General features: G+C 58.4%; 24 protein-coding genes. 9 read left to right on the top strand and 15 right to left on the bottom strand.

All coding sequences use genetic code 11. The features are described 5' to 3' along the window. Window positions 1–216 (top strand): tetratricopeptide repeat protein (locus HKN37_04495; protein ID NNE45902.1); only part of this gene is annotated, 216 nt, incomplete at its 5' end. Then, window positions 213–839, top strand: a complete 627-nt coding sequence (locus HKN37_04500) for a methylated-DNA--[protein]-cysteine S-methyltransferase (GenBank protein ID NNE45903.1) — start codon at window positions 213–215, stop codon at window positions 837–839. The genes HKN37_04495 and HKN37_04500, both read left to right, overlap by 4 nt. Here the strand turns inward: HKN37_04500 and HKN37_04505 are convergent. The 3 genes from HKN37_04505 to HKN37_04515 form a co-directional block, all read right to left on the bottom strand. Further along, window positions 836–1,726, bottom strand: coding sequence for a hypothetical protein (locus tag HKN37_04505; GenBank protein NNE45904.1), 891 nt, complete (start codon window positions 1,724–1,726; stop codon window positions 836–838). The two genes, HKN37_04500 and HKN37_04505, sit on opposite strands and share 4 nt — an antisense overlap. Window positions 1,727–1,892: 166 nt before the next feature. Further along, a complete protein-coding gene (locus HKN37_04510; GenBank protein NNE45905.1) occupies window positions 1,893–2,336 on the bottom strand; it encodes a hypothetical protein in 444 nt (147 codons plus the stop codon). Between the two features lie 125 nt (window positions 2,337–2,461). Then, on the bottom strand, window positions 2,462–3,184 hold the full coding sequence (locus tag HKN37_04515; protein ID NNE45906.1) for a ThuA domain-containing protein: 723 nt from the start codon (window positions 3,182–3,184) through the stop codon (window positions 2,462–2,464). A gap of 157 nt (window positions 3,185–3,341) precedes the next feature. Between HKN37_04515 and HKN37_04520 the strand changes: the two genes are divergently transcribed. From HKN37_04520 to HKN37_04530, 3 genes are all read left to right on the top strand, one after another. Beyond that, on the top strand, window positions 3,342–4,469 hold the full coding sequence (locus tag HKN37_04520) for a P1 family peptidase (GenBank protein ID NNE45907.1): 1,128 nt from the start codon (window positions 3,342–3,344) through the stop codon (window positions 4,467–4,469). A 200-nt stretch (window positions 4,470–4,669) separates the two neighbouring features. Continuing rightward, on the top strand, window positions 4,670–5,044 hold the full coding sequence (locus HKN37_04525) for a hypothetical protein (GenBank protein ID NNE45908.1): 375 nt from the start codon (window positions 4,670–4,672) through the stop codon (window positions 5,042–5,044). Between the two features lie 50 nt (window positions 5,045–5,094). Continuing rightward, window positions 5,095–8,091, top strand: a complete 2,997-nt coding sequence (locus HKN37_04530; GenBank protein NNE45909.1) for a S8 family serine peptidase — start codon at window positions 5,095–5,097, stop codon at window positions 8,089–8,091. A gap of 22 nt (window positions 8,092–8,113) precedes the next feature. Here HKN37_04530 and HKN37_04535 read toward each other — a convergent pair whose 3' ends face one another. Together HKN37_04535 and HKN37_04540 are read right to left on the bottom strand one after the other, a co-directional pair. Continuing rightward, complete coding sequence (locus HKN37_04535) at window positions 8,114–8,857, bottom strand: heavy metal-binding domain-containing protein (protein NNE45910.1); 744 nt, start codon at window positions 8,855–8,857, stop codon at window positions 8,114–8,116. A 252-nt stretch (window positions 8,858–9,109) separates the two neighbouring features. Continuing rightward, complete coding sequence (locus HKN37_04540; protein ID NNE45911.1) at window positions 9,110–9,715, bottom strand: hypothetical protein; 606 nt, start codon at window positions 9,713–9,715, stop codon at window positions 9,110–9,112. A gap of 217 nt (window positions 9,716–9,932) precedes the next feature. Between HKN37_04540 and HKN37_04545 the strand changes: the two genes are divergently transcribed. From HKN37_04545 to HKN37_04555, 3 genes are all read left to right on the top strand, one after another. Beyond that, window positions 9,933–10,142: a hypothetical protein gene (locus tag HKN37_04545; GenBank protein ID NNE45912.1), complete on the top strand. Its 210-nt coding sequence runs from the start codon at window positions 9,933–9,935 to the stop codon at window positions 10,140–10,142. A 165-nt stretch (window positions 10,143–10,307) separates the two neighbouring features. After that, window positions 10,308–10,763 carry a HyaD/HybD family hydrogenase maturation endopeptidase gene (locus tag HKN37_04550; protein ID NNE45913.1) on the top strand — a complete coding sequence of 152 codons (456 nt, stop codon included), beginning with the start codon at window positions 10,308–10,310 and terminating at the stop codon, window positions 10,761–10,763. A gap of 193 nt (window positions 10,764–10,956) precedes the next feature. Further along, entirely contained in the window at window positions 10,957–11,199 is a 243-nt protein-coding gene (locus tag HKN37_04555; GenBank protein ID NNE45914.1) for a hypothetical protein, read from the top strand. 83 nt (window positions 11,200–11,282) lie between these two features. Here HKN37_04555 and cybH read toward each other — a convergent pair whose 3' ends face one another. From cybH to hypA, 10 genes are all read right to left on the bottom strand, one after another. Continuing rightward, window positions 11,283–12,071 carry a Ni/Fe-hydrogenase, b-type cytochrome subunit gene (cybH, locus tag HKN37_04560; GenBank protein NNE45915.1) on the bottom strand — a complete coding sequence of 263 codons (789 nt, stop codon included), beginning with the start codon at window positions 12,069–12,071 and terminating at the stop codon, window positions 11,283–11,285. Between the two features lie 10 nt (window positions 12,072–12,081). After that, on the bottom strand, window positions 12,082–13,797 hold the full coding sequence (locus tag HKN37_04565) for a nickel-dependent hydrogenase large subunit (protein ID NNE45916.1): 1,716 nt from the start codon (window positions 13,795–13,797) through the stop codon (window positions 12,082–12,084). 24 nt (window positions 13,798–13,821) lie between these two features. Next, a complete protein-coding gene (locus HKN37_04570) occupies window positions 13,822–14,949 on the bottom strand; it encodes a hydrogenase small subunit (GenBank protein ID NNE45917.1) in 1,128 nt (375 codons plus the stop codon). A 119-nt stretch (window positions 14,950–15,068) separates the two neighbouring features. Next, complete coding sequence (locus tag HKN37_04575) at window positions 15,069–15,710, bottom strand: hypothetical protein (protein ID NNE45918.1); 642 nt, start codon at window positions 15,708–15,710, stop codon at window positions 15,069–15,071. Window positions 15,711–15,725: 15 nt separating this feature from the next. Beyond that, complete coding sequence (gene hypE, locus HKN37_04580) at window positions 15,726–16,826, bottom strand: hydrogenase expression/formation protein HypE (GenBank protein NNE45919.1); 1,101 nt, start codon at window positions 16,824–16,826, stop codon at window positions 15,726–15,728. After that, window positions 16,813–17,922, bottom strand: coding sequence for a hydrogenase formation protein HypD (gene hypD, locus HKN37_04585; protein ID NNE45920.1), 1,110 nt, complete (start codon window positions 17,920–17,922; stop codon window positions 16,813–16,815). Before hypD ends, hypE begins: the two co-directional genes overlap by 14 nt. Further along, a complete protein-coding gene (locus HKN37_04590; protein NNE45921.1) occupies window positions 17,919–18,227 on the bottom strand; it encodes a HypC/HybG/HupF family hydrogenase formation chaperone in 309 nt (102 codons plus the stop codon). The genes hypD and HKN37_04590 overlap by 4 nt, the downstream gene beginning before the upstream one ends. Before the next feature lie 8 nt (window positions 18,228–18,235). Further along, a complete protein-coding gene (gene hypF, locus HKN37_04595) occupies window positions 18,236–20,524 on the bottom strand; it encodes a carbamoyltransferase HypF (protein NNE45922.1) in 2,289 nt (762 codons plus the stop codon). Between the two features lie 10 nt (window positions 20,525–20,534). After that, window positions 20,535–21,215 (bottom strand): hydrogenase nickel incorporation protein HypB, encoded by a 681-nt coding sequence (gene hypB, locus HKN37_04600; GenBank protein ID NNE45923.1) that lies wholly within the window; start codon window positions 21,213–21,215, stop codon window positions 20,535–20,537. A gap of 11 nt (window positions 21,216–21,226) precedes the next feature. Beyond that, window positions 21,227–21,595 (bottom strand): hydrogenase maturation nickel metallochaperone HypA, encoded by a 369-nt coding sequence (hypA, locus tag HKN37_04605; protein NNE45924.1) that lies wholly within the window; start codon window positions 21,593–21,595, stop codon window positions 21,227–21,229. Between the two features lie 246 nt (window positions 21,596–21,841). On the opposite strand from hypA, the gene HKN37_04610 reads away from it, so the two are divergent. Then, window positions 21,842–22,145: VOC family protein (locus HKN37_04610; protein ID NNE45925.1), on the top strand; the 304-nt coding region annotated here is incomplete at its 3' end.

The following is a 22,145-nucleotide window of genomic DNA, read 5'->3' on the forward strand; positions in this document are numbered from 1 at the left end:
CTGATGGGTCGGGGTCAGATGCCTGCCGCCATCGCGATCTTCCGTCTTAACTCGGAATCCTATCCGAAATCGTTCAACGTGTTCGACAGCCTCGCCGAAGCACTGATGAATGCCGGCAATGCGAAGGAGGCTATTGCAAACTATCGGAAGTCGCTCGAACTTAACCCCGCCAACGCTAATGCAATTCAGATGATCAGGAAGCTCGAAGTCGAATGACCAGAGTCAATGGTCGGGATCACGACGGAATCGTGTCCCCGCTAGGCGGGAGATCGGTGCAATCTGATACGTTGCCGGAACCAACTTCCGCCACTATAACTGTGTCGACGTTTGAGGTCGGCCTCGGGTCGATGATTGCCGGTGCAACAGACCGCGAACTCCTGTTCGTCGAGTTCTCGGACCGGCCCAAACTGGATATGCGACTTTCGAGGTTGCGGGCGAGAACGAAGAGCGGGTTCTCCGAAGGCAATAACGCGATACTGGAAAGCCTCAGGAAGGAGCTCGACCGGTATTTCGCGGGCGATCTCACAGCCTTCACAACAGTCACAAAGCCACTCGGAACACCGTTTCAGCAGCGTGTCTGGCGCGCCCTGATGTCGATCCCTTTCGGGCAAACGATGAGTTATGGGGCGCTCTCCGACCAGCTCGGTTGTCCAGCGGCCGTGCGCGCGGTCGCCAGCGCCAACGCCGACAACTATGTGGCCATTCTGATTCCATGCCACCGGGTCATTGGCCGAAACGGGAAGCTGACAGGGTATGCCGGCGGACTTCACCGCAAAAGACACCTTCTCGACCTCGAAGCACGCGTGGTTGGAAGGCCGGTACAGTCCCGAATGTTCTAGCCCCGCTGCAGTCGACCAGGGTCGGACATCAGACGAAGCGAGTCCAGAACAGATGCGTCAACTCGAAAAATGTCCCCCGCACCATTGCCGGGTGCCGAGAGGGCCGCGCGGAGTTCGTCGTATTTCCACCGGTCCGAGGCTGAGTGCAGATTTGCCCTTCGGCTGCTAAAGAACAGATGTGCTCCGTCGGGACTCACGTATGGGCTGTAGTCCAGGTTGGAGGAGTTGATTGTGCTTCCAAGATTCAGTGCCGGTCCGAACGTTCCGGAGTCATCGGCGAAACTTACGTAGAGGTCCCCGCCTCCGAGCCCGTCTTCGCGCCCCCAGGAGGAGAAGATCAGGTACGATTCATCGGGCGCAACAAATGCGTTGAACTCGTCCCGCTCCGTGTTGACGCCGCCCGTGACAGCCTCGGCGATTCCGTATCCACTGTCTGTCGGGGCGACCCTCCAGATATCTTCACCACCCACACCTCCTTCCCGCTTGGAGGTGAAGTAGAGCATGCCCGCGGCAGTGACCGAGGGGTAGTACTCGTTTTCGGTAGAGTACACGGGATCCTCGACAAGTCGCGGTTCGGTCCACGCATTGCCCGCCCGGTCCGCAACCCAGATGTTAAAGTCGTCCGTCTCCGCACCGGGACCGATGGGCCTTGTTGAGGCGAAATAGATCTGCTGTCCATCCTCGGTGATGAAGGGTTCGAGATCACTGTACTCACCGGAGAATTCGACAACCTCCGGCATTGTCCACTCGCCTCCCACATACCTCGACATGGCGATCGTACCGAACGATCCGCTCCATATGCTGAAATAGAATTCGGAGCCATCCGGTGTCATCGCTGCATCTCGTTCATTCACTGCAGTTGATATGACGCCCGGTTCAAAGGGCATGGGTACGGAACTGACGGCGCGGTTGGTACCTGATGCGGTCAAGTCCGGACCGCGACCCCCCTGATTCTGCGTACAGCCGGCAAGCAACGATGCGACGAGCAGTGCCGCGAATATCGGAGCCGGCGGATTCCGGGTCGATGGATCAAGTTGACAAATCACATGATTCCTATTCACGAGCTTTCAACTCCCACAGGACATTGACGATTTTCCACTCACCGTTCCACTTTGCCACGTGGAGGTAGTCCACCCAGTCGGTGGCTACCACCTTTACGCTTGCGGTGTTGCCGTAGATATCGAGAATCGTGACATCCTGTTGGCGTTCGCTGTCCGGCGTAGGGCTCTTGCCGCTGGTGGCCTGGATCAGTGTGAGCGCGCTCATCTGACGAAGGTGTGACCGTCCTTGCTGCGGGTCGGTCATCACGATGCGCTTGGCCAGGTCCGGATGGAGTGCCTTCTCCATCCTCTCAGCATCCGCATCATAGTATCCCTCTATGTAGTCAAGCGCCGCAGCCACAATTGCTGTCGAGTCGGAGGACGTCTGGGCCTTCACATGACGGTTCAAGACCGGAATGAAAGCGAGTATGAGAAGGAGCGTTGTCAGGCGTGCCATGCTCGTCGGGTGTCTGGTTCAGCAGGAACAATAATTACGGTGGTCGTTCGGCGTGGTTTCGGTTGCTGCCGCTCGCCGCAGGCGACAGCATTAAGGATCGCAATCAACGATGTGGCCGGTCTGGTTCAATTCGGTGACGCAATTTCACCTAGCGCGTATTGAATTCCGCCCCAGATGTGATCGAGGTACAAACGCTCCGTGAACGATTCTGAAGTGTGCCCCAGTCCGGTGTAAAAGACCCGGCCGCCGTCAAATTCATGGTACCACGAGATCGGATGAGGTTCGGAAGGGGGATTTTCCTCGGGTCTTTTGTAAGACATGTCGTCGGCAAGAAGGAGCACGTTCACGTTGGGGTTAACGTACCGATAGTCGTACCACTCGTCTGTTCGAACCCAGGGGTCAGGCAGGCACCGCGTCGAGGCGTGGGTCGAGTCCATGATCAGCATCACGCCTTCTCGGACATTCGGGTTGTTAGGATGGCCATCGAAGTACGCACCGACCATCTGCCCGTACCACGGCCAGTCGTACTCGGTGTCGGCGGCCGAGTGAATCCCTACGAACCCTCCGCCCGCACGAACGAAACGAGTAAGGGCCGACTGTTGCGAATCGTCGAGTACGTCGAGCGTGGTGTTCAGGAAAACGACCACTCCGGTTGACGCCAGGTTAGCATCGGTGAACACGCCTCCGTCTTCCGTCGCGAGAATGCCATACCCGTTCTCAGTGGCAAGCTTTCTGATCGCCGCCGTCCCGGGTTCGATCGAATCGTGCCTGAAGCCTGCTGTCCTGGAGAAGACCAGAATGTCGGCGTCTGAGGGACGAGGAGCCGGACAAAAGAGGCCTGCAAGCAGAAGGACTGTGATCTGTGTCAGCAATGCGGCACCTGCTGTGCTGATCGCGCTACTCGATAGGTTGAGACGATGTTAGTGCTTAGTCGCGAGAAGGTCTACCCCTTTTGACGCCCGGGGCTAACTTATCACTCCCGATCAATGTAATCCCGGATTTGACATGAAACTTCTGCCGTTCCTGCTAATCCTGTTCTGGTCGATGCCGGCGTCGGGTCAACGCGAGTCTTCCCGCCTCCGAGCACGTGACGCCGGACTCGTCGTAGGAATTCTCCCGACCGGACCGATGAACAGCATTACGGATGTCGACGGCGTCAGAGTCGGGCACAGTACGCTGATCCTCGGAGATTCAGTCCGGACCGGTGTGACCGCGATACTACCGCACGGCCGAAACGTGTATCGTGAACGGGTTCCGGCGGCAATCCATGTCGGCAACGGATTTGGCAAATTGCTGGGCGTAACGCAGGTAACCGAGCTGGGTGAACTGGAGACACCCATCCTGCTAACCTGCACTCTGTGCGTATGGAAGGCCGCGGACTACCTCGTCGAGTATCTCCTCGAGCAGCCTGGAATGGAAGCGGTGCGGTCAATCAATCCCGCTGTTGGTGAAACGAACGATGGGTATCTCAATGACATCCGCACGCGGCCAGTCGAACGCAGGCATGTCCGCCACGCGGTTTTGCATGCGTCGGACGGAATGGTTGAAGAGGGATCGGTGGGTGCGGGCACGGGCACGGTCGCCTTTGGCTGGAAGGGAGGGATAGGCACAAGTTCACGGCGTACGCCCGAGCTAGACGGAGGGTATGTCGTGGGGGTACTCGTGCAGTCGAACTTTGGCGGCGTTCTGTCGATGAATGGTGCTCCCGTCGGGAGAGAGCTGGGACGCTACGCTTTCCAGAACGACATCGGAGGATCAGCCGATGGAAGCATCATGATCGTCGTTGCGACCGATGCCCCTCTGGACTCGCGGCAACTGGCAAGGCTCGCGCGGCGCGCGCTGGTCGGCCTGTCACGAACGGGTTCCGCGATGACGAACGGCTCGGGCGACTACGTGATCGTATTTTCAACTACGGGCTTCCAACTGCCGATTGTTGGTAATGACGACATGTCGCTGCTGTTTCAGGCGGTGGCCGAAGCAACGGAGGAGTCGGTCTACAATTCACTCTTCATGGCGACGACAGTATCTGGTCATCGTGGGACTGTCGAAGCAATTCCCATCGAGCGAACGATCGAAATCCTTCGCAAGTACCGGGTGCTGAACTGGGACCGCAAGAGTTTTGATCGCGAGTGACTGGAGCGGAATGGGACCGGAAAAATTGGTCTTCTGTCGACGTCTGATTCGTTATGACTCCGGCGGTTCTGCTTGTGTGGCGAAGTGTGTTCCTGGCGCTTCGCGGCACCGCGTCGTTGCCTGATAGTGCAGATTTTTGTAAATCGGTATTCCCACAGCCTCCACGAGGCCGTTTCCACTGAGATTCTTCCGCTGGCCGCATGTTCGACGTCGTGTCCCGGACGGCGCTTGCCGCATTGGCTGTTGTTGCCATGTGCTCATCCAGCAGCACCCTTTCTGCCGATCAGATGGCCAAACTGGACGCCCCCTTGCAGGGACTGGTCAGAGGAGACGGGCAGTTGGCGCATCTCCTGACTGAAGTCCAGTCGGCCGATGGGAAGGCACGCTATGCAGTGATTCTGCGTGTTAATGATGCGGCTGCGGTCCGGTCTTCCGGACTTCCCATTGCCAGCAGTGCGGGCACGATCATGACGGCGCGTTTGTCGGTGAGCGAGATCAGACGTGCGGCAGGCATCGCCGCAATTGTCGCGGTCGAGACACCGGAGAGGCGGGTCCACCAGAAGAATGATGGATAATGGTTCGGTCACTTCCGGCCGATACTGCGACTTCACCAACCGCAAGACCCATGAACCCTACGAGACTAGCGCTGCTTACATTTTCGCTCCTCACAATCGCTGGAGGAGTCAGCGCGCAATCACTTTCGAAACAGGAATCAGAAAAGGTGGATGTACGTCTGCGCGGTGCTCTCACGGCTTACGAAATGGGAGTGGACGTGGATGTCCCGCGTGCCCCGTCGATCTGGAGGGCCGAGGATGGCACGGATCGATACGGCGTTATTGTATATACCGACGATTCAGATGCTCTGCGCGCCCGTAACATACGCGTTAATTCAGAGCACGACGGTTTTGTCACCGTGATGGCTTCGGCCCGGGAGCTCGCTGACATGGCACGTCTGCCGGGCGTTCGCTACATCGACGCCGGCGAGGTTCGGTATCCGGATAACGATGTTGCCGCCGGACTGGTCGGCGCTTCGCTGCTCCACAACGGAGCGGTGGGAGGCACCGAGTACAAAGGCGATGGCGTGATCGTGTGCGTGTACGACAGCGGTGTGGACATCACGCACGAGGATTTCCGCGACCCGGTCGATCCGACGAAGAGCCGATTTCTGTACGTCTGGGATCAAACATTGACACCTACCGGGGGCGAGGCCACTCCGGCCGAATCGTGCTGCACGTATGGTGTCGAGTACTCGAAGACACAGATCGAAGATGAGATCGATGGCAGTCCGGCAGGATTCGTGCGTGAGACGGATATCAACGGTCATGGCACGCACGTGATCGGGACGGCAGCGGGAAACGGATCGTCTCTGTCTCCGGCGCAGTACGTCGGGATGGCGCCCAACGCGGATCTCATCATGATCAAGGGGGGAGATGGTAGTTTTCCGTCGTCGGGCATCATAGATGGCTTCAGTTATTGCGATGCGAAGGCTACGGCGGCGGGGAAGCCGGTTGTCATGAATCTCAGTCTTGGTTCTGACGCAGGTCCTCACGACGGGACGGATCCCGAGAGCATTGCCGCTGACGCGTTCTCTGCGGGTGCCGGTCGTCTGGCCGTGTATTCAGCAGGCAACTCGGGTGACGATGCCATTCACACGTCAGGCACGGTCGCAAATGCGTCTTCGGTCTCGTTCACTTTTACGGTACCGGCATACACACCGATCGCGGGAGCGAACAACGACGATTTCACCTTCGATCTCTGGTTCAGCACAGGTGGTGCGGTCACTGTAACGGTCGACTCACCCGCCAGCACGGGGGCGGCGGTGTTCGGTCCGGGTTCGTCGTCGGTGGTGCCCACGGCGGACGGAACCATTTCTGGAAATAACCGCGTGGACAGCGGCAACGGCGATCGCACGTTCAGACTGGACGTCTACGATTCAAATGCCGCGAGCCCTCCCGCCTCCGGCACGTGGGTTGTTCATGTGTCGAACACATCCGGCTCTTCGATGGATTACCACGGATGGGAATATGACGAATTGATCGGTGACGCGTTCGACTTGGTCCCGTTGACGGGCGGGGACTCCAACTATACGCTGAGCACATCGTCGTCGAACAGCTTGATCGTGGCATCGTACGTGCACCGCTGGAGATGGTGCGGTGACTCGATCGGAGGAAGCTGCGTGGGTTACATCGGCACGGACCTGTCCGATGACATTTCGTCCTTCAGCAGCGTCGGGCCCACTCGCGATGGACGACAGAAGCCGGATATCGCTGCGCCGGGTCAGGGTATGATATCTGCGCTGTCCAAGGACATGGGCTTGTCACCGGCGAGCGCGTCCTACATCCCGGGTGGCAAGCACTATGTGACGCAGGGCACGAGCATGTCATCACCGGCGGCGGCGGGTGCGGCGGCGTTGCTGTTTCAGGCGGACCCGAGCCTGACGGCCGCGAACGCTCGCTCGCTGATTACCAGCAACGCGGACACAGACGGCTTCACGGGCGGTGTCTGGAATGCTAACTGGGGTCACGGCCGACTGAACATCTTCCGTTCGATGGTCAAGCTGGTGGACAATGCCAGTGCCGGAAATCGAGAGATCCTGGCCTACGACGAGTGGTCGTCCTCGGGTTTTATAAGCGTGACTTTTGGCATAAAGGTCGCCGTTCGCTTCACGGCCGGCATCAGTGGAGACCTCGAAGGCGTTTTCATTCATCCGCGGTATCCAGTCACCCTCTCTGGTCCACTCACGTTGGAGATCTGGACGAATAGTGGGGTGCTCCCGGCATCCATCGTAGGCTCAGCCGTTAGCTTTAGTCACACGCTTGTCAAGGGAAACAGCTGGAACTATATCGACCTGTCAGCTGCCGGAGTCGCAGTCAGTTCGGGTACGGATTACCATCTCGTCCTGTATCCGACTCAAAGCGGTGATACGCTTCCATTGTGGATCGATACTGGTTCCATCGACAATCGATCGTCGGCTGACACGGGCGGTGGCTGGGTGTCGCAGCCAGGGTTCGATTTCCGAATTCGGCCGGTCGTCGCCGACGGCACGGTGTCACTGCCCGTTGAACTGGCCGTCTTCGAAGCCCTGACGGATGGCCAGGATCTTCTCGTCCGCTGGCAAACGGCAAGCGAAACGGATAACGCCGGTTTTGGCCTTGAACTCAAAGCGGCCGACTCCGAACAATCGTATCGCGAAGTGGCGTTCACGACAGGTGCCGGTACGAGCACTGAACGCATCGACTACGAACACAGGATTGTCGACGTCGCTCCAGGGGCCTACCTGGTCCGGCTGCGGCAGGTTGCGCTCGACGGTACATTTGAGTATAGCCCGGAAGTGCTGGTCGAGATCGGCGTTGAGGATGAGGTGTTTTTGGCGGCACCGTATCCAAACCCCTTCAACCCGAGAACATCCATGCAGGTCGCGGTGGCGCGGGAGCAGCACGTGCGTGCCGATGTGTTCGACGCGACGGGTCGGCGGGTAGTGACGCTAATGGACGACGACATGCGCGCGGGTGTTACTCGGACGCTTGACTTCGACGCGTCAGGTCTGGCGACCGGGCTCTACTTCATCCGGGTTCGCGGGGACCACTTCGTGAGCACGGAGAAAGTGCTTCTCATCAAGTAATATTGAAGAGTCGTCAGGGCGTTCACGAGTCGCTGGCGCCGTCATCGTCATCCATCCGCGATTCGAACTGGTAGATCGGGATCGTGACGGGGCCGTGTTCGGCCGCCCCGGCATCAACGACGTCCGGTGTTGTGTTCGAATTCGCGAGTCGTACCGCTGTACCCATCGCAACCACGAGCAGCATGTTGATCCCCGCTCCGAGCTGCTCGTAGCGAAGCGTTACGCCGACTACGGCGTCCGCCTGTAACTCCCGCGCCTTCAAGCGCAGCGCCTCTAGCGTCGTTCTCTTTGCACTCTGAAGTTCGTTGAGGCTCGACAGAGATCTGGCCTCGCCGGCGCTCACGGTGCCCACGAGGAAGTCGCGAATTCCCCTCATGTTGATCGCCGCTTCGGCTGACACGATCTGGAGTCTCTCAGATATCGGAATGTTCAAGCTTGCCTCGGTCGTGAGAAAAACGTTCCGGATCTTCGCACCCGATGCCGCTGCCGAAGTGCCTGACGAGGACTCTTTCGAAGACATCCCGATCTCGACCCGTATATCCGTTTCGGTAGTCTGCTGCCTCGTTATCAATGGTTCGAGCCTTTCCACATTCGGAATAGCCGAGAAAAGAAGAGCTGCCCGCTCGGCCTCGGCACCTCCGCGACTCATCAGTTCGTCCCGGGCCGCCTTCAGCGCGTAGACCCTGTGTCGGGCTGTTCCTTTCTGAAGTACCGACAGGAGCTCGCGGTCGTCCAGACCCGAGTAGAACTTCGAAAGCCGGGCCATCTCTCCCTGGGGCGGTACCTCGGCGAAACAGTCCGGGCACAGCACGTCATCGCCGATTGCGGACCCGCGTCTGATGAACGATAGAGTTCGACCGCATGATGTGCACAGCATGGAAACCTCGTGGCTCGTGTGTGGGCGAAATGATAACGGTCGGCAATTCCTGTGACAACATCTGCGGTGGAAGCAGGCGGACTTGCGCCGGGCAATCCCTGACGCAGTCGCGATTCGTGCGGCTCCGCAGACCTCGTCAAGTTAGCCTTTGCCCGAGTCAGCGACCGTTACCCGTTCCACGAACACTATCTCGCAGGCACCATTACCTGTGTCCGTTCGAGTCCTGGACGTTCGCCACCTGAATCCGTTCTCGTGACTGACATTGACGAGGTAGCCGGATAGCGTGATCAGCTCGCCCTTGCGTACCGATAGAATCGTACGCCGGACCTCATCGTCGGCAGGAATCATGTGCATGTTTGAACTGTGTTCGATGATCGAGCGCCTGGGAATCGGGTACTGCTTGACCTTCCACCAGTAGAACCGGCGTGACTGTGTGATACTCACCTGATCAATGACGGACTGGTCTGACATCGGGCCCCAGCCAAGTGCAAGGTCGATGGGCGACAGGTCGGCACCTCGCCCGAATCGGTATCGCTCTCGGCCAAGCACGCGGGCGTCGATCTCAAAGCGTGCTACTGCTTTGAGCAAGTAGTCGTCCCGTACGAAGACGGGCGTGTTGTCGAGGGTCGTCTGCCGGGGAGGCTGCGGGGCCACGATTCCCGGGGAGAAGGTCACTCCCGAGTTGCATCCCGCCGAGACCACAAGGATCACGGCGGTACCCAGGCAGAGAATGAAGGACCGAGACACGGTATCGAATGGTTTGAGTGTCTGCTACACTTCTTTGAGATCGGAAGATATGCGTCACAGTTAATTGAACTGTCTGCAACGCAGCCACACCGCCAATCGTGCAGGCTAGACCGGCTTCGAAGCCGACGTGCCTGCCGCCGTTTCTGCCGTTGGTCGCTGACATTGGATGATAGTATTGTCGGGTACGGATTTCTAGTCCACCCAACAATTCCTGTTTGTGAGAGTAGCAAGATCCATCCTGTTCGTCGTGCTTCAAATCGGAGCTGTCGTCGCCGCGCCGGATTGCGCGTACACGCGATACGGCTGCACGTATCTGATCTGGTATCACGGTGACGGAAGTGGGGAGGCCATCGTCAGCTGCGATGAGGGAGCGAGATGGTACTGGTACACCGGAAGTGTCGGCACCTGTCCCGGCACAGGAGGATAGCGCTGCACGTGGCCGGCGGCCCTGGCACTGCCGGCGTTTCCGGAGCCTGCCGTCGTCGATTGTCCGCACGGGCAAGACTTCACCCGTAGAGCCGATCTCTAGCGGGACGGCCACCAGGACGTTGTATATTGTTTCGCGTGTGCACTTCGTAGATCGGAATTCGACATGAGCACTATCGTTATCGGGATCGGAAATCTCCTCATGACCGACGAAGGGGTGGGCGTTCATGTAGCCAGATGGCTGACCGACCACCGGGTTCTTCCCGAGGAGGTCGACGTCCTCGACGGCGGCACGGGAGGGTTCCACCTGATGGGTCATTTCCAGAATTACGACCGGGTCATACTCGTTGATGCAACCGCCGACGGCCAGAATCCGGGCACAATCACACAACTTCAGCCCAGGTACGCGAGCGATTATCCACAGACGCTGACCGCCCACGATATTGGTCTCAAGGATCTTATCGAAGCGATGTATCTACTGGACTCGAAACCTGAGATCATTCTGTTCACAATCTCGATTCGTATGCCGGTCGATTTCGGGGTAGAGCTCTCGGCTGACGTGGCGGCGTGCGTTCCCCGTGTGGCGGAAGCAGTCCGGACATATCTCGCTGCTGGTGGGTGAGCTGGACGAGCTTGCAATGATTCGCGCTAACATCACGCACACAGGTCGGCTTCGATTCGTTCTTACGTGCTGTCTCGTAGTTTCCGCCTGTCAGGGACGAATCACCACGACCAGTCTTGCACCGAATCTGCCGAGCATCCAGAGCGGGGTCTTCAGCGTTCACTGCGCGGTCGCAAACTGTCATCGCGGACCAATGCCCGAATCCCAGCTGAATCTCGAGCCGGGTCAGTCGTACGCCAACCTCGTTAATGTTCGAAGCGTCGGGCTCCGCAGTTTGTTTCGCGTGCATCCCGGGCGAGCGGACAGCAGTTACCTGGTTCGTAAACTCACGGGAGATGGGATAGTGGGTGACCGGATGCCGTACACGAGGACACCCCTGCCGGACAGCGTCGTCAACGTCATCCGCGCATGGATCGACTCCGGCGCGCCCCGGTAGTGATAAGCTACCAGAGCAACGGTCCCGGAACAGCCCGTACCGGGAATGCCAGAGTGCTCGCGCTCCAGGTGTCTCGCTGCCGTTCAGTCGGCGTCGGATCGCGGTAACTTCTCAATCACTTCCTTGATCGCTTCTTCAGCTTCAGGAAGTGGACGCAGCGACTCCGGCGGCGCCGGCCGCTGGATAAACTTCCAGCCGCCGACCATCGACGAAATCGTTCCGGTAGCCTCGACGTAATCGTGGTACGCGGACAGATACACGTGCACTATCACGAAGACGGCAAAGAACCACATCGCCATATGATGCCAGAGCCTGACGATGTGATCGCCACCGAATAGCGGGATCACCCACGCGAATAAATCCACGAACCAGTTCGAACTCATCGCCGAATACATTCCGAGGCCTGTGAAGACCTGAAACAAGAATGCACCGAAAGCGATCGTGTACGAGAGACCAGCCAGCGGATTATGACCGATCGCCGACGAGACCCCGCGCCAGATCTGCACGATATCGCAACGGAGAACGGTCATCACTTCCTTCCACTGCTCACGTCGGACAGGAAGGAAATTCTTGTACCGTACGTACTCGTTGCCCACAAAGCCCCAGTAGATGCGGAGAATGGCAACCGATATCCATATCCAGGCAGTGAGGAAATGAATAAAGCGTACCGTTCCGAACCAGTACAACTGGGATGCTTCCGCCGAGCTCTGCACCGCGATTGGATTTCCGATCAGATATCCCGTGATCGCCAGGACCACGACACACAGCGCGTTCATCCAGTGGAACAGCCTGACCGGAAATTCCCACACGTACACATAATACCGCAGCTGGTCGGGCCGACCGGGCGTCGCAACATGTCTTACAACAGCCATTATTGACCTCCTATGTCACGGTTATGCGGTTAAGATGTTTGCCCTCTGGATCGTGCAGATGGACCGCACACGCGATGCACGGATCAAACGAGTGAATCGTGCGAAGCATTTCCAGCGGCTGATCGACGTTGGCCATCGGTGTGCCGACCAGTGCCGACTCGTATGACGATAGCCCGCCATTCGCGTCTCGCGGCGATCCATTCCAGGTTGTCGGTACGACCAGTTGGTAGTTCTCGATCTTCCGATCCTTGATGCGGATCCAGTGTGCCAGGGCGCCCCGCGGAGCCTCGGTAAGTCCGACTCCTCTTGCCTCCGTCGGCCACGTGCTCGGGTTCCATTTTTCGGTGTTGGCCGTCCGCGAATCGCCATTCTTGATGTTCTGAATGAGCGAGCCGTAAAACTCCTGCATCCAGTGAGCGACGAGCTGCGTTTCCAGCCCGCGAGCGGCTGTACGCCCCAGCGTAGAGAACAGCACCGATGCCGGTGCATTGAGACGCTGAAGTGTATCGTTGACCACGTCGCGGATATCCTGATTGCCTGCAGCGTAGCCCACGACAAGCCGGGCGAGTGGTCCCACTTCCATTGGCTTGTCCTTCCAGCGAGGCGTCTTCAGCCAGCTATACTTGTCCTCAACGTTCAGGTGCTCGTATGGCGGCTGCGGTCCCGTGTAGTTGAATTCGGTCTCGCCCTCCCATGGGTGCAGCGACCCGTCGTTGCCACCTGCGTAGCGATACCACGAATGGGTCACGTACTCACGGATCTGATCCGGATCATCTCCCTTGACTTCGTGGATCTCATTCAGATTTCGGTCGAGGACTACACCCCGCGGAAACTTGAATCGATCCGGGTCGCCATAACCATTGGTCGGAAGATCCCCGTACGACAGGTAGTTCGTGAGTCCGCCGCCGATTCCAAACCACTCGCCGTAGAAGCCGGCGACCGCGAGGAGATCGGGTATGTAAACCTGCTCGACGAACTCAATGCCCATCTTTATCAATGATCCTACGTACGCCAGTCGCTCTGCATTCAGAGCGTTTGCATCCTCCGTGTTTATCGCGCACGGAACTCCACCGACGAGATAGTTCGGATGCGGGTTTTTGCCACCGAGGATGGCGTGGATTTTCACGATCTCTTTCTGCCACTCAAGGGCATCCAGATAGTGTGCCACCGCTATGAGATTGACCTCTGGCGGCAGTTTGTAAGCCGAATGTCCCCAGTAGCCGTTGGCGAAAATTCCCAGCTGACCCGACGTTACAAAGTTTTTGACGCGGTCCTGTACAGATTTGAAGTACTGCGCCGAGTTCTTCGGCCAGGGCGACAGGCTCTTCGCAATCTTGTAGGCTTCGTCCGGATCTGCCTGCAAAGCGCTGACGACATCAACCCAGTCCAGCGCGTGCAAGTGGTAGAAGTGTACCACGTGATCATGCACGTACTGGGCGCAGAACATCAGATTCCGGATGAGTTCTGCATTGGGAGGAATAGTGATCGCCAGCGCGTTTTCGACGCTCCTGACGGATGCGAGCGCGTGCACCGTAGTACACACCCCGCACGCTCGCTCGCAGAACGCCCACGCGTCACGTGGGTCGCGACCCTGGAGAATTATCTCGAGGCCGCGCACCATTGTTCCTGAGGAATACGCGTCTGTTACTTTCCCGTTATTCACCTCCGCTTCTACACGCAGGTGCCCCTCAATTCGAGTGACGGGATCTACTACAATCCTTGCCATGGTATTTCCTTTGCGTAGTTGCGGTTACGATTCAGTATTGCCGGTGTCCGGTTGCCCCTGCTTCTCCTGGGCCAGCTTCTCCTGGTTGATCAGGCGACGCTTGCGGACATTCGTGTAGACAGCGTGAGCCGTTACACCTGCTACGGTCGCAGCCCCGACAGTAAGGCCGATCTTGTCGGCGTTGCTCTCAATCCCGAATCCGGGGAAGGACGCCAGGTGATTGTAGAACGGTCCGTTGTCCCAGAATTCGTCTTCGCTGCAGCCGATGCACGGATGACCGGACTGGATCGGATAACTCGTGCCGTTATTCCACCGCATTATGCCGCAGGCGTTGTACGTTACTGGACCTCTGCAGCCCACTTTGTACAGGCAGTATCCCTTGCGCGCATTCTCGTCGTCGAAGGACTCCACGAAGAGACCCGCGTCGTAGAACGGCCGGCGATAGCATGAGTCGTGCACGCGCTTCGAGTAGAAGGCTTTCGGCCGACCCGCACCGTCGAGTTGCGGAATTCGGTCAAACGTGAGCACGTGAACGATGACGCCCGCCATCACCTCGCCGATCGGCGGGCATCCGGGAACGCGAACGATCGGCTTTCCTCTGATGATCTCATGGATCGGTGTCGCACCGGTCGGATTCGGATTGGCAGATTGCACGCAGCCGTTCGACGCGCAGCTTCCCCAGGCTATGATCGCTTTGGCGCCCTCTGCCGCCTCGCGAACGATGTCGAGCGCTGTGCGACCTCCGATACAGCAGTAGACGCCGTCGTTGCCGGTTGGCACAGAGCCTTCCACGCACATGATGTAGTTCCCGTAATGGTTCTTCATCGTGGCCTGAAGGGCTTCATGAGCCTGGTGCCCTGCGGCAGCCTGAAGCGTCTCCGTATAGTCGAGAGAAATCTTGTCGAGAATGATGTCCGCGACAATGGGATGAGAGGACCGGATAAACGACTCGCTACAGCACGTGCATTCCTGGAAGTGGAACCATATGACTGGCTGGCGCGGCGTCGTCTGCATCGCCATGACCACCCGTGGAATCCCGCTCGCCTCCAGCCCCATGAATGCGGAGATGTAGGTGCAGAACTTCAGAAAGTCCCTCCGTGAATAGCCGTGCTGCTTCATCTTCTCCCAGTAAGATGGCTGATCGGCAGCCACGGCCTCCGGGAGTGTCGGCAACAAATCGAAAGGTTCCATCGGTGTGCCTCCAGTTCGATTAACAGCGCTTGTTCAATCTATACGCAAAGCCGTTGCCGGCTTGTTTTCGATGAAGTCATTCAGATCCCCAGAAACATCACGCCGGCTCCGGTCGCGGCAATCACGAGGCCGGCAATGATGTGGCTGTGATGATGGTTGATGCGTCTTCCGACGCGGAACATGTCGAGACCCAGGTACACGATCAGTGCCTGTCCGATCATCATGACAATCGTGATGGCTCCGAACAAAGCCGACACCACAAGCACGGCCGACCAGCCGTGTGCCGCAGAGATGAACATCAGCGGAATCAGCGGCTCGCAGGGGCCGAGCACGAAAATCGCGATCAGCGTCCATACCGCCGTTGACTTGGCCACGTCAGTCTCGGAGTGAACGTGAGATCGGAGCTGCTTCAAGCCCCATATCGCGTACGCGAGCCCGAATCCGATGAGCAGGAGCCCCGCGACGGCGCCGCGGTTTCCCTCAATGGACTCGAGGCCGGTCAGACTGAAGCCGAGCACCATGCCGACGGCGCCGATCAGAACCGATGTGCCGACGTGGCCGATTCCTGCGAGCAGCGTGATACTTGCCATTCGCGAGGTCGACCATTTCCGGGCTCGCCCGATACTTACAAACGGTACCCAGTGGTCGGGTGCCAGTGAGTGCACAACCGCGATCGTGGCGGTCGACATCAGGATCACGGTCAGAGAAGCAGCCTGGCCCATACTTGTCTTTGTTGTTTAGCAGATTCGCGGAAGTTGTTCTCCTACCATCATATCGACGATCCGCCAGCCGCCGATTCGGGTCTGCATGGACACCATGCCGGCATTCTCAGACGTAACCGCACCTATGATCGCGGCGTCCGCACCCAGCGGATGTTTGCGTATTGCTTCCAGAATTTCGGCGGCGCGTTCACCGGCCGCGGCAACCACCATCTTGCCTTCGTTGGCCACGTGTAGCGGATCGAATCCCAGGAATTCGCAGGCCCCGGCCACAGGCGGCTTTACGGGTATCTCGCTTTCGTACAATCGGATACCGATGCCTGACGCCACGGCAAACTCGTTCGCAACGGCGGCCAGGCCACCGCGTGTAGCATCTCGCATCGCACGCACGTCGTCTCCGCCGACATCGAGAGTGATCTGCGCGAGATCGATGAGTGGCGCCGTGTCACTGCGAATCGGTGTCTCAAACTCAAGTCCCTCGCGGCGAGACAGGATCGCCATACCGTGCTCGGCCAGCCCACCGCTCAGAATCAACTGGTCTCCGGGCCTGAGATTTCGCGACGACAGATCGTAGTCGTGCTCCAGAATGCCGATGCCCGTCGTGTTAATGAAGATCTTGTCTCCCTTTCCATGGTTAAGAACCTTCGTGTCGCCGGTCACGACCGTCACGTTTGCGCGTGCGGCGGCGCGCCTGATGGACTCGACAATTCGTTTCAGATCTGCGAGCGGTAGACCTTCTTCCAGAATAAACGCGAGGCTGATATACACCGGCAGTGCTCCGCTCATCGCGACATCGTTGACCGTTCCGTAGACGGCGAGCTCACCAATGTCTCCACCGGGAAAGAAGATGGGGTCGACGACAAAAGAATCCGTGCTGATCGCGAGTCTCGAATCGCCCAGACTCACGACGGCCGAGTCGTCGAGCCGTGCGAGGACCGGATTTTCGAAGGCCCACAGGAAGAGCTTCGAGATCAGGTCGCCCGTCATCTTGCCGCCGCTTCCGTGGCCAAGCTGCACCGTGTCGTGACCGGTGATCGGCAGCGGGCACTGCGCAAAGTTCTCTGCCGCCAGACTGCGAGGCGCGGTGGATCCGTTCGTATGAAGCTCAGGAAGTGACATCAGGCACCAGTTGATGACGGTGATAGGAGTGGTAGGCTGCGCACGCCCCTTCAGTCGACACCATCGTGGCCCCGAGTGGAGTCATCGGTGTGCACTCCTTTCCAAAAGCGGGGCACTCGTACGGCTTCTTGAGACCCTGGAGGACGAGGCCGCTGATACAGATTTCGGGTTCGTCGACCTGAATGGCTCCCGCGTCGAAGAGCAGCTCCGCATCGTGTGCCGCAAACTCGGCCCTCAGCTTGAATCCCGACATCGGAATGGATCCGATTCCGCGCCATTTCCGATCGGAGATCTCAAATACGCGTCGGATTAGATCTCTGGCGGGCATGTTGCCCTCTCGCCGGACAGCCCGCGAGTACTGATTCTCCACGCGAGAGATGCCCTGCTCAAGCTGTGTTACTACCATCAGCACCCCTTCGAGAATATCGACGGGCTCGAAGCCCGTGACGACCACAGGCACTCGAAATTGCTCCACGATGGGCTCGTACTCTTCCCATCCCATTATCGTGCAGACGTGGCCGGCGGCCAGATAACCCTGAACGCGGTTGTTCGGGGAACTCAAGAGGGCCGACATGGCAGGTGGGACCAGGACGTGCGAGACCAGCACCGAAAAGTTGTCCAGACCTTCTCGATGAGCCTGCCAGACGGCCATGGCATTATTCGGAGCGGTGGTTTCGAACCCGACGGCGAAGAATACGACGTGCCTGTCCGGGTTGTCCCGGGCAAGTTTGACGGCGTCGAGCGGCGAGTACACGACACGGACATCGCCGCCTTCCGACTTCACCATGAACAGGTCCTTTCGTGATCCCGGGACCCTCAGCATGTCACCAAAAGATGTAAAGATGACTCCAGGTTTGCTTGCGATCGCAACGGCTCTGTCGATGAGTTCAAGGGGAGTGACACACACCGGGCAGCCCGGACCGTGCACGAGCTCGATCTCATCGGGAAGAAGTTGATGGATGCCATTCTTGATGATGGAGTGCGTCTGCCCGCCACAGATCTCCATGATGACCCAGGGTCTCGTGGTCACCCTACGGATCTCACCCAGAATCTTTCGGGCAATATCGGGGTCGCGAAATTCGTCGAGGTACTTCACGGCAATTCCTCCGTCGATCCTCTGGCATGGTCTTGCGCGTCCAGCGGCATTCCGAAAATGTCCATGCCTTCCGACGCGGCAGCTTCAACCATTTCGTCCCAGAGGTCAAGCGTCTTCTGAGCCTCTTGCTCGTCGAGGATGCTGATGGCGAATCCAGCGTGCACCAGTACGTATTCGCCGGCTGATGCCTCCGGGACGTACTCAAGGCACGCCGTGTTTACTGTGCCCGCGTAGTCGACACGGCCCATCTTGAGGCCATGATCATCGAAAACGTCAACAAGCTTACCCGGTATTGCAAGACACATTGGCTTCCTCACGTACTCATGATCTTGGATGCAATGGCAGCCTGGCCGAGTGCGAGCCCGCCGTCGTTTGTGGGGACTCTGGAATGCGTCAGTACGTCGAATCCGTCTGCAAGCAGCCGTTCGCAAAGCCGGTTGAAGAGGACCACGTTCTGAAAGACGCCGCCGCTCAATCCGACCACGTTGATACCTGTACGGTCGCGAGCCGCGCGAGCGGTGCGCGCAAACATCTGCGCCAGCGTAGAATGGAAACGGGAAGACACGATGGAGGGGCTGACTCCGTGGGTCAGGTCCGCGACAATCTCTGCGATCAATGGTCGGGTGGCTATGGCTCCGTCTGCTGCGCCGGCGTCGAATGGGTAGGTGTCTTCCGGAGGTCCGTCGGCCGTCATCTCCAATTCGATCGCGGCCTGTGCCTCATATGTTATCGTTGTTCTGAGATTGCAGAGGGCCGCCACGGCGTCAAACAATCTTCCCGCACTGGAGCAGGCCGGCGAATTGACGTCACGATCAATCATGGTCGCCACAAGCCGAACATCCGCGGGAGGAAGATCCGCGAGTAGCGGTAACGGCATCTCGAGACCATTCTTGCCGAAGGTCAAGTAGAGGGCTGCTATTGCCAGGCGCCACGGTTGCCGGATCGCGACTTCTCCTCCCGGAAGGGGTAGCGGACTGAGCCATGCAAAACGGTCGAATCTGCTGAAGTCCCCGACGAGTACTTCGCCACCCCAGATAGTGCCATCGGTGCCGTAGCCAGTGCCGTCCAGAATGATTCCGATCGTAGGACTAGAGACGCCATTCTCCACCATCACCGACGCAAGATGTGCGTGGTGATGCTGCACTGACAGGCGGGGCAGATCCTGTGTTAAGGCCCATTTGGTCGAGAGATACTCGGGATGGAGATCGCACGCGATAACATTTGGCTTGATCTCGAGAATCGATGCGAGATGCCTGATACTATCCTCGAAGAATGTGTAGGCCTTCGGGTTGTCGAGGTCTCCCACATGTTGACTCAGGAATACATCCCGACCGCGCGAGAGTGCGATCGTGTTCTTGAGCTCGCCGCCTACAGCAAGTATGTCGCTGTCGCACGGTCCCGGGAGTTCTATGGATGTGGGCACCTGCCCGCGGGAGCGACGATGGAACCGTGTCTTTCCACGCACAACACGGACGACGGAATCATCACACCTCTGCAGTATTTCACGGTCGTGCGTGAGGAAGAAGTCGGCGACTCCGGCCAGTCGCTCGATAGCTTCTTGATTCGAAATTGCGATGGGTTCCTCCGAGTGATTCGCACTGGTCATGACGAGGGCGTCAAACCGGTTTCGAAGCAGCAGGTGATGCACCGGAGCATACGGCAGCATGAAGCCCAGATATCTTTGCTGTGGCGCGACGGATGATGAAATGGCGCAGGAGTCGACACGATTCAAGAGAACGATGGGTCGCGAGTTGTGCAGAAGAAGCGACTCCTCCATCGCATCGACGGCGCAGTGCTTTCGAATCGCCTGTACGTCGGGTGCCATCATCGCAAACGGTTTCTCCGCCCGCCCCTTGCGCTCGCGAAGCCGCTGTACGGCGTGGTCGTTCGAGGCGTCGGCGGCCAGGTGGAATCCTCCCACGCCACGAATAGCGACGATATTGCCCCGGCGCAAGAGTTCCGCCACGGACCTGACGGGGTCCTGGCCGCGGATTTCTTCTCCACCCCCATCGTAGAGTGCGAGTCGCGGACCACAGACGGGGCAGGCATTGGGCTGCGCATGAAATCGTCGGTCGGCCGGATCTCTATACTCTTGCTCGCACTCCTCACAGAGCGGAAATACGTCCATCGATGTGTTCGGTCGATCGTATGGAATTCGGCGAACGATCGTGTAGCGTGGTCCGCAGTTCGTGCAGTTAATGAAAGGGTAGAGATAGCGCCGGTCGGACGGGTCGAAGAGTTCACTCAGGCAGTCATCGCAGACCGCCCCATCGGGCGCGATGTGCGTTGTTGTGTCGGTCTTCCGCTCTGTCGACTTGATACGAAACCCCGTCTCTCCGATCGGCACGAGGTCCTCATCCAGAATCTCACCAATGCGCGAGAGGGGCGGAGCCTGAACGCGAAGTTGTTGCTGAAACCAGGCAATGGCGGCTGATGAACCTTCAATTTCGATACAGACGCCCCGGCTGTCATTGTTGACGAAGCCCGACAGGTCGTAGTGATTAGCGAGTCGAAACACGAACGGACGAAACCCGACCCCCTGGACGATTCCATTCACACGGAGCCGTCGGCGTCGAACATGTATGTCACGAATCACTTCCATTGGACCATGGTCAGGTCAAGACTGCGGCATCGGCACGCTCAGGCACGCGCTGTCGCAGCCAGTTGAACCACTCGTCGAGACCTTCGCCTGTTCGACAAGAGACCTCGAAGATCGTGAGATCGGGATTGATGCTGAGCGCGTTACGCCTGACGGTGTCGATCGAAAATTCGGAAGTTCCCAGAAGGTCGATCTTGTTAATCACCATGACCGACGACCTGCGAAACATGGCGGGATACTTGAGTGGCTTGTCGTCGCCTTCGGTCGTGCTGATGAGGACGACCTTCATATCCTCACCCAGGTCAAAACCTGACGGGCACACGAGATTACCGACGTTCTCGATGAACAGGATGTCGACGTTCGTCAGGTTCATTTCTGGAAGCACGTTGGCGATCATTCTGGCATCAAGATGGCATGACCCGCCGGTGACCAGTGGCTTCACGCGTTCACCGCCGGCGCGTACGAGCCGGTCGGCGTCATTCTCGGTCTGGACATCGCCGGCGATCAATGCCATACGCACCTCGTCCTTCATGGCCTTCAAGGTTCTCTCGAGCAAGCTCGTCTTTCCGGATCCCGGCGAGCTCACGAGGTTGAACGTCACCGTGTCCCGACTCTTCAGGCGCTGCCGGATCTCCGCGGCAAGACGATCATTCTCGGACAGGACTTTCTTTCGCAAATCTATTTTCTCAGCCATGGGTTACTCTTTTACGGATCCGCAGGATCGTGAACGGGGTCGGGCACTTCGAGATAGGAAATGTCCAGTTCATAGCCGGCGACGACGTCCACGTGGACGGAGCCGCATTTCGGGCAGACGAAGAGGAAGTCTTCGACGGTCGTGCGCGCGTAGCACTCCCGGCACTCGACGGTGATCGGGACGGTTTCGATGGTGAGCTCGCATGTCTGCAGTTCCGTGTCAATCCGTATTGCCTCGAAGCAGAACTGCAGGGAGTCTGGCAACACGCCGCTTAGCGCGCCTACCTGAACGGCGACCTGGTCAACTCTGGGAAGACCGCGCTCGTGCTTCTCCTTCAGGACTGTATCCAGGATAGACTGCGCGATAGAGAGCTCGTGCATTCCGGGTCCCTGCCTGCTGTAAGTCGAGCGCCGAATGATGCAAAATGAAGCAATTTGCAGATCCCATGTACTGGATAATTCTGCGCATCGGGTAGGGGTAATCCTCGCATCAGCAGGTCGGGGAATTCCTCACAATATTGCCGGGTTGGTCCATATCGCGGTTTTCGGTCGGCAGAGCGGAATCGAGTTGATAACAGCAGGCTTCGCGACTACATTCTCGTTTGTTCCTCGTCCTGGAGGAGTGTCATGAACAGACCGATCCATTTCGATATTCTAGCGGACGATCCTGTTCGCGTGGCTCGATTCTACGGAGATGTATTTGGCTGGAGTACGGCTGAATGGGGTGGTGGTCAGCAGGGCTACTGGCTCGTGACCACGGGTCCATCCGAAACACCTGGGATCAACGGCGGGATGATGAAACGACATTTCCCGCAGGGTGTAATTAATACAATCGAGGTCGCTGATGTCGAGGCGACGATCTCTGCGGTCGAGGATTCCGGTGGGGAGAAGGTTCATGGTCCTGAAGCGATTCCAGGCGTCGGGTTGCACG

The organism is Rhodothermales bacterium (assembly GCA_013002345.1).
Taxonomy (GTDB): Bacteria; Bacteroidota; Rhodothermia; order Rhodothermales; family JABDKH01; genus JABDKH01.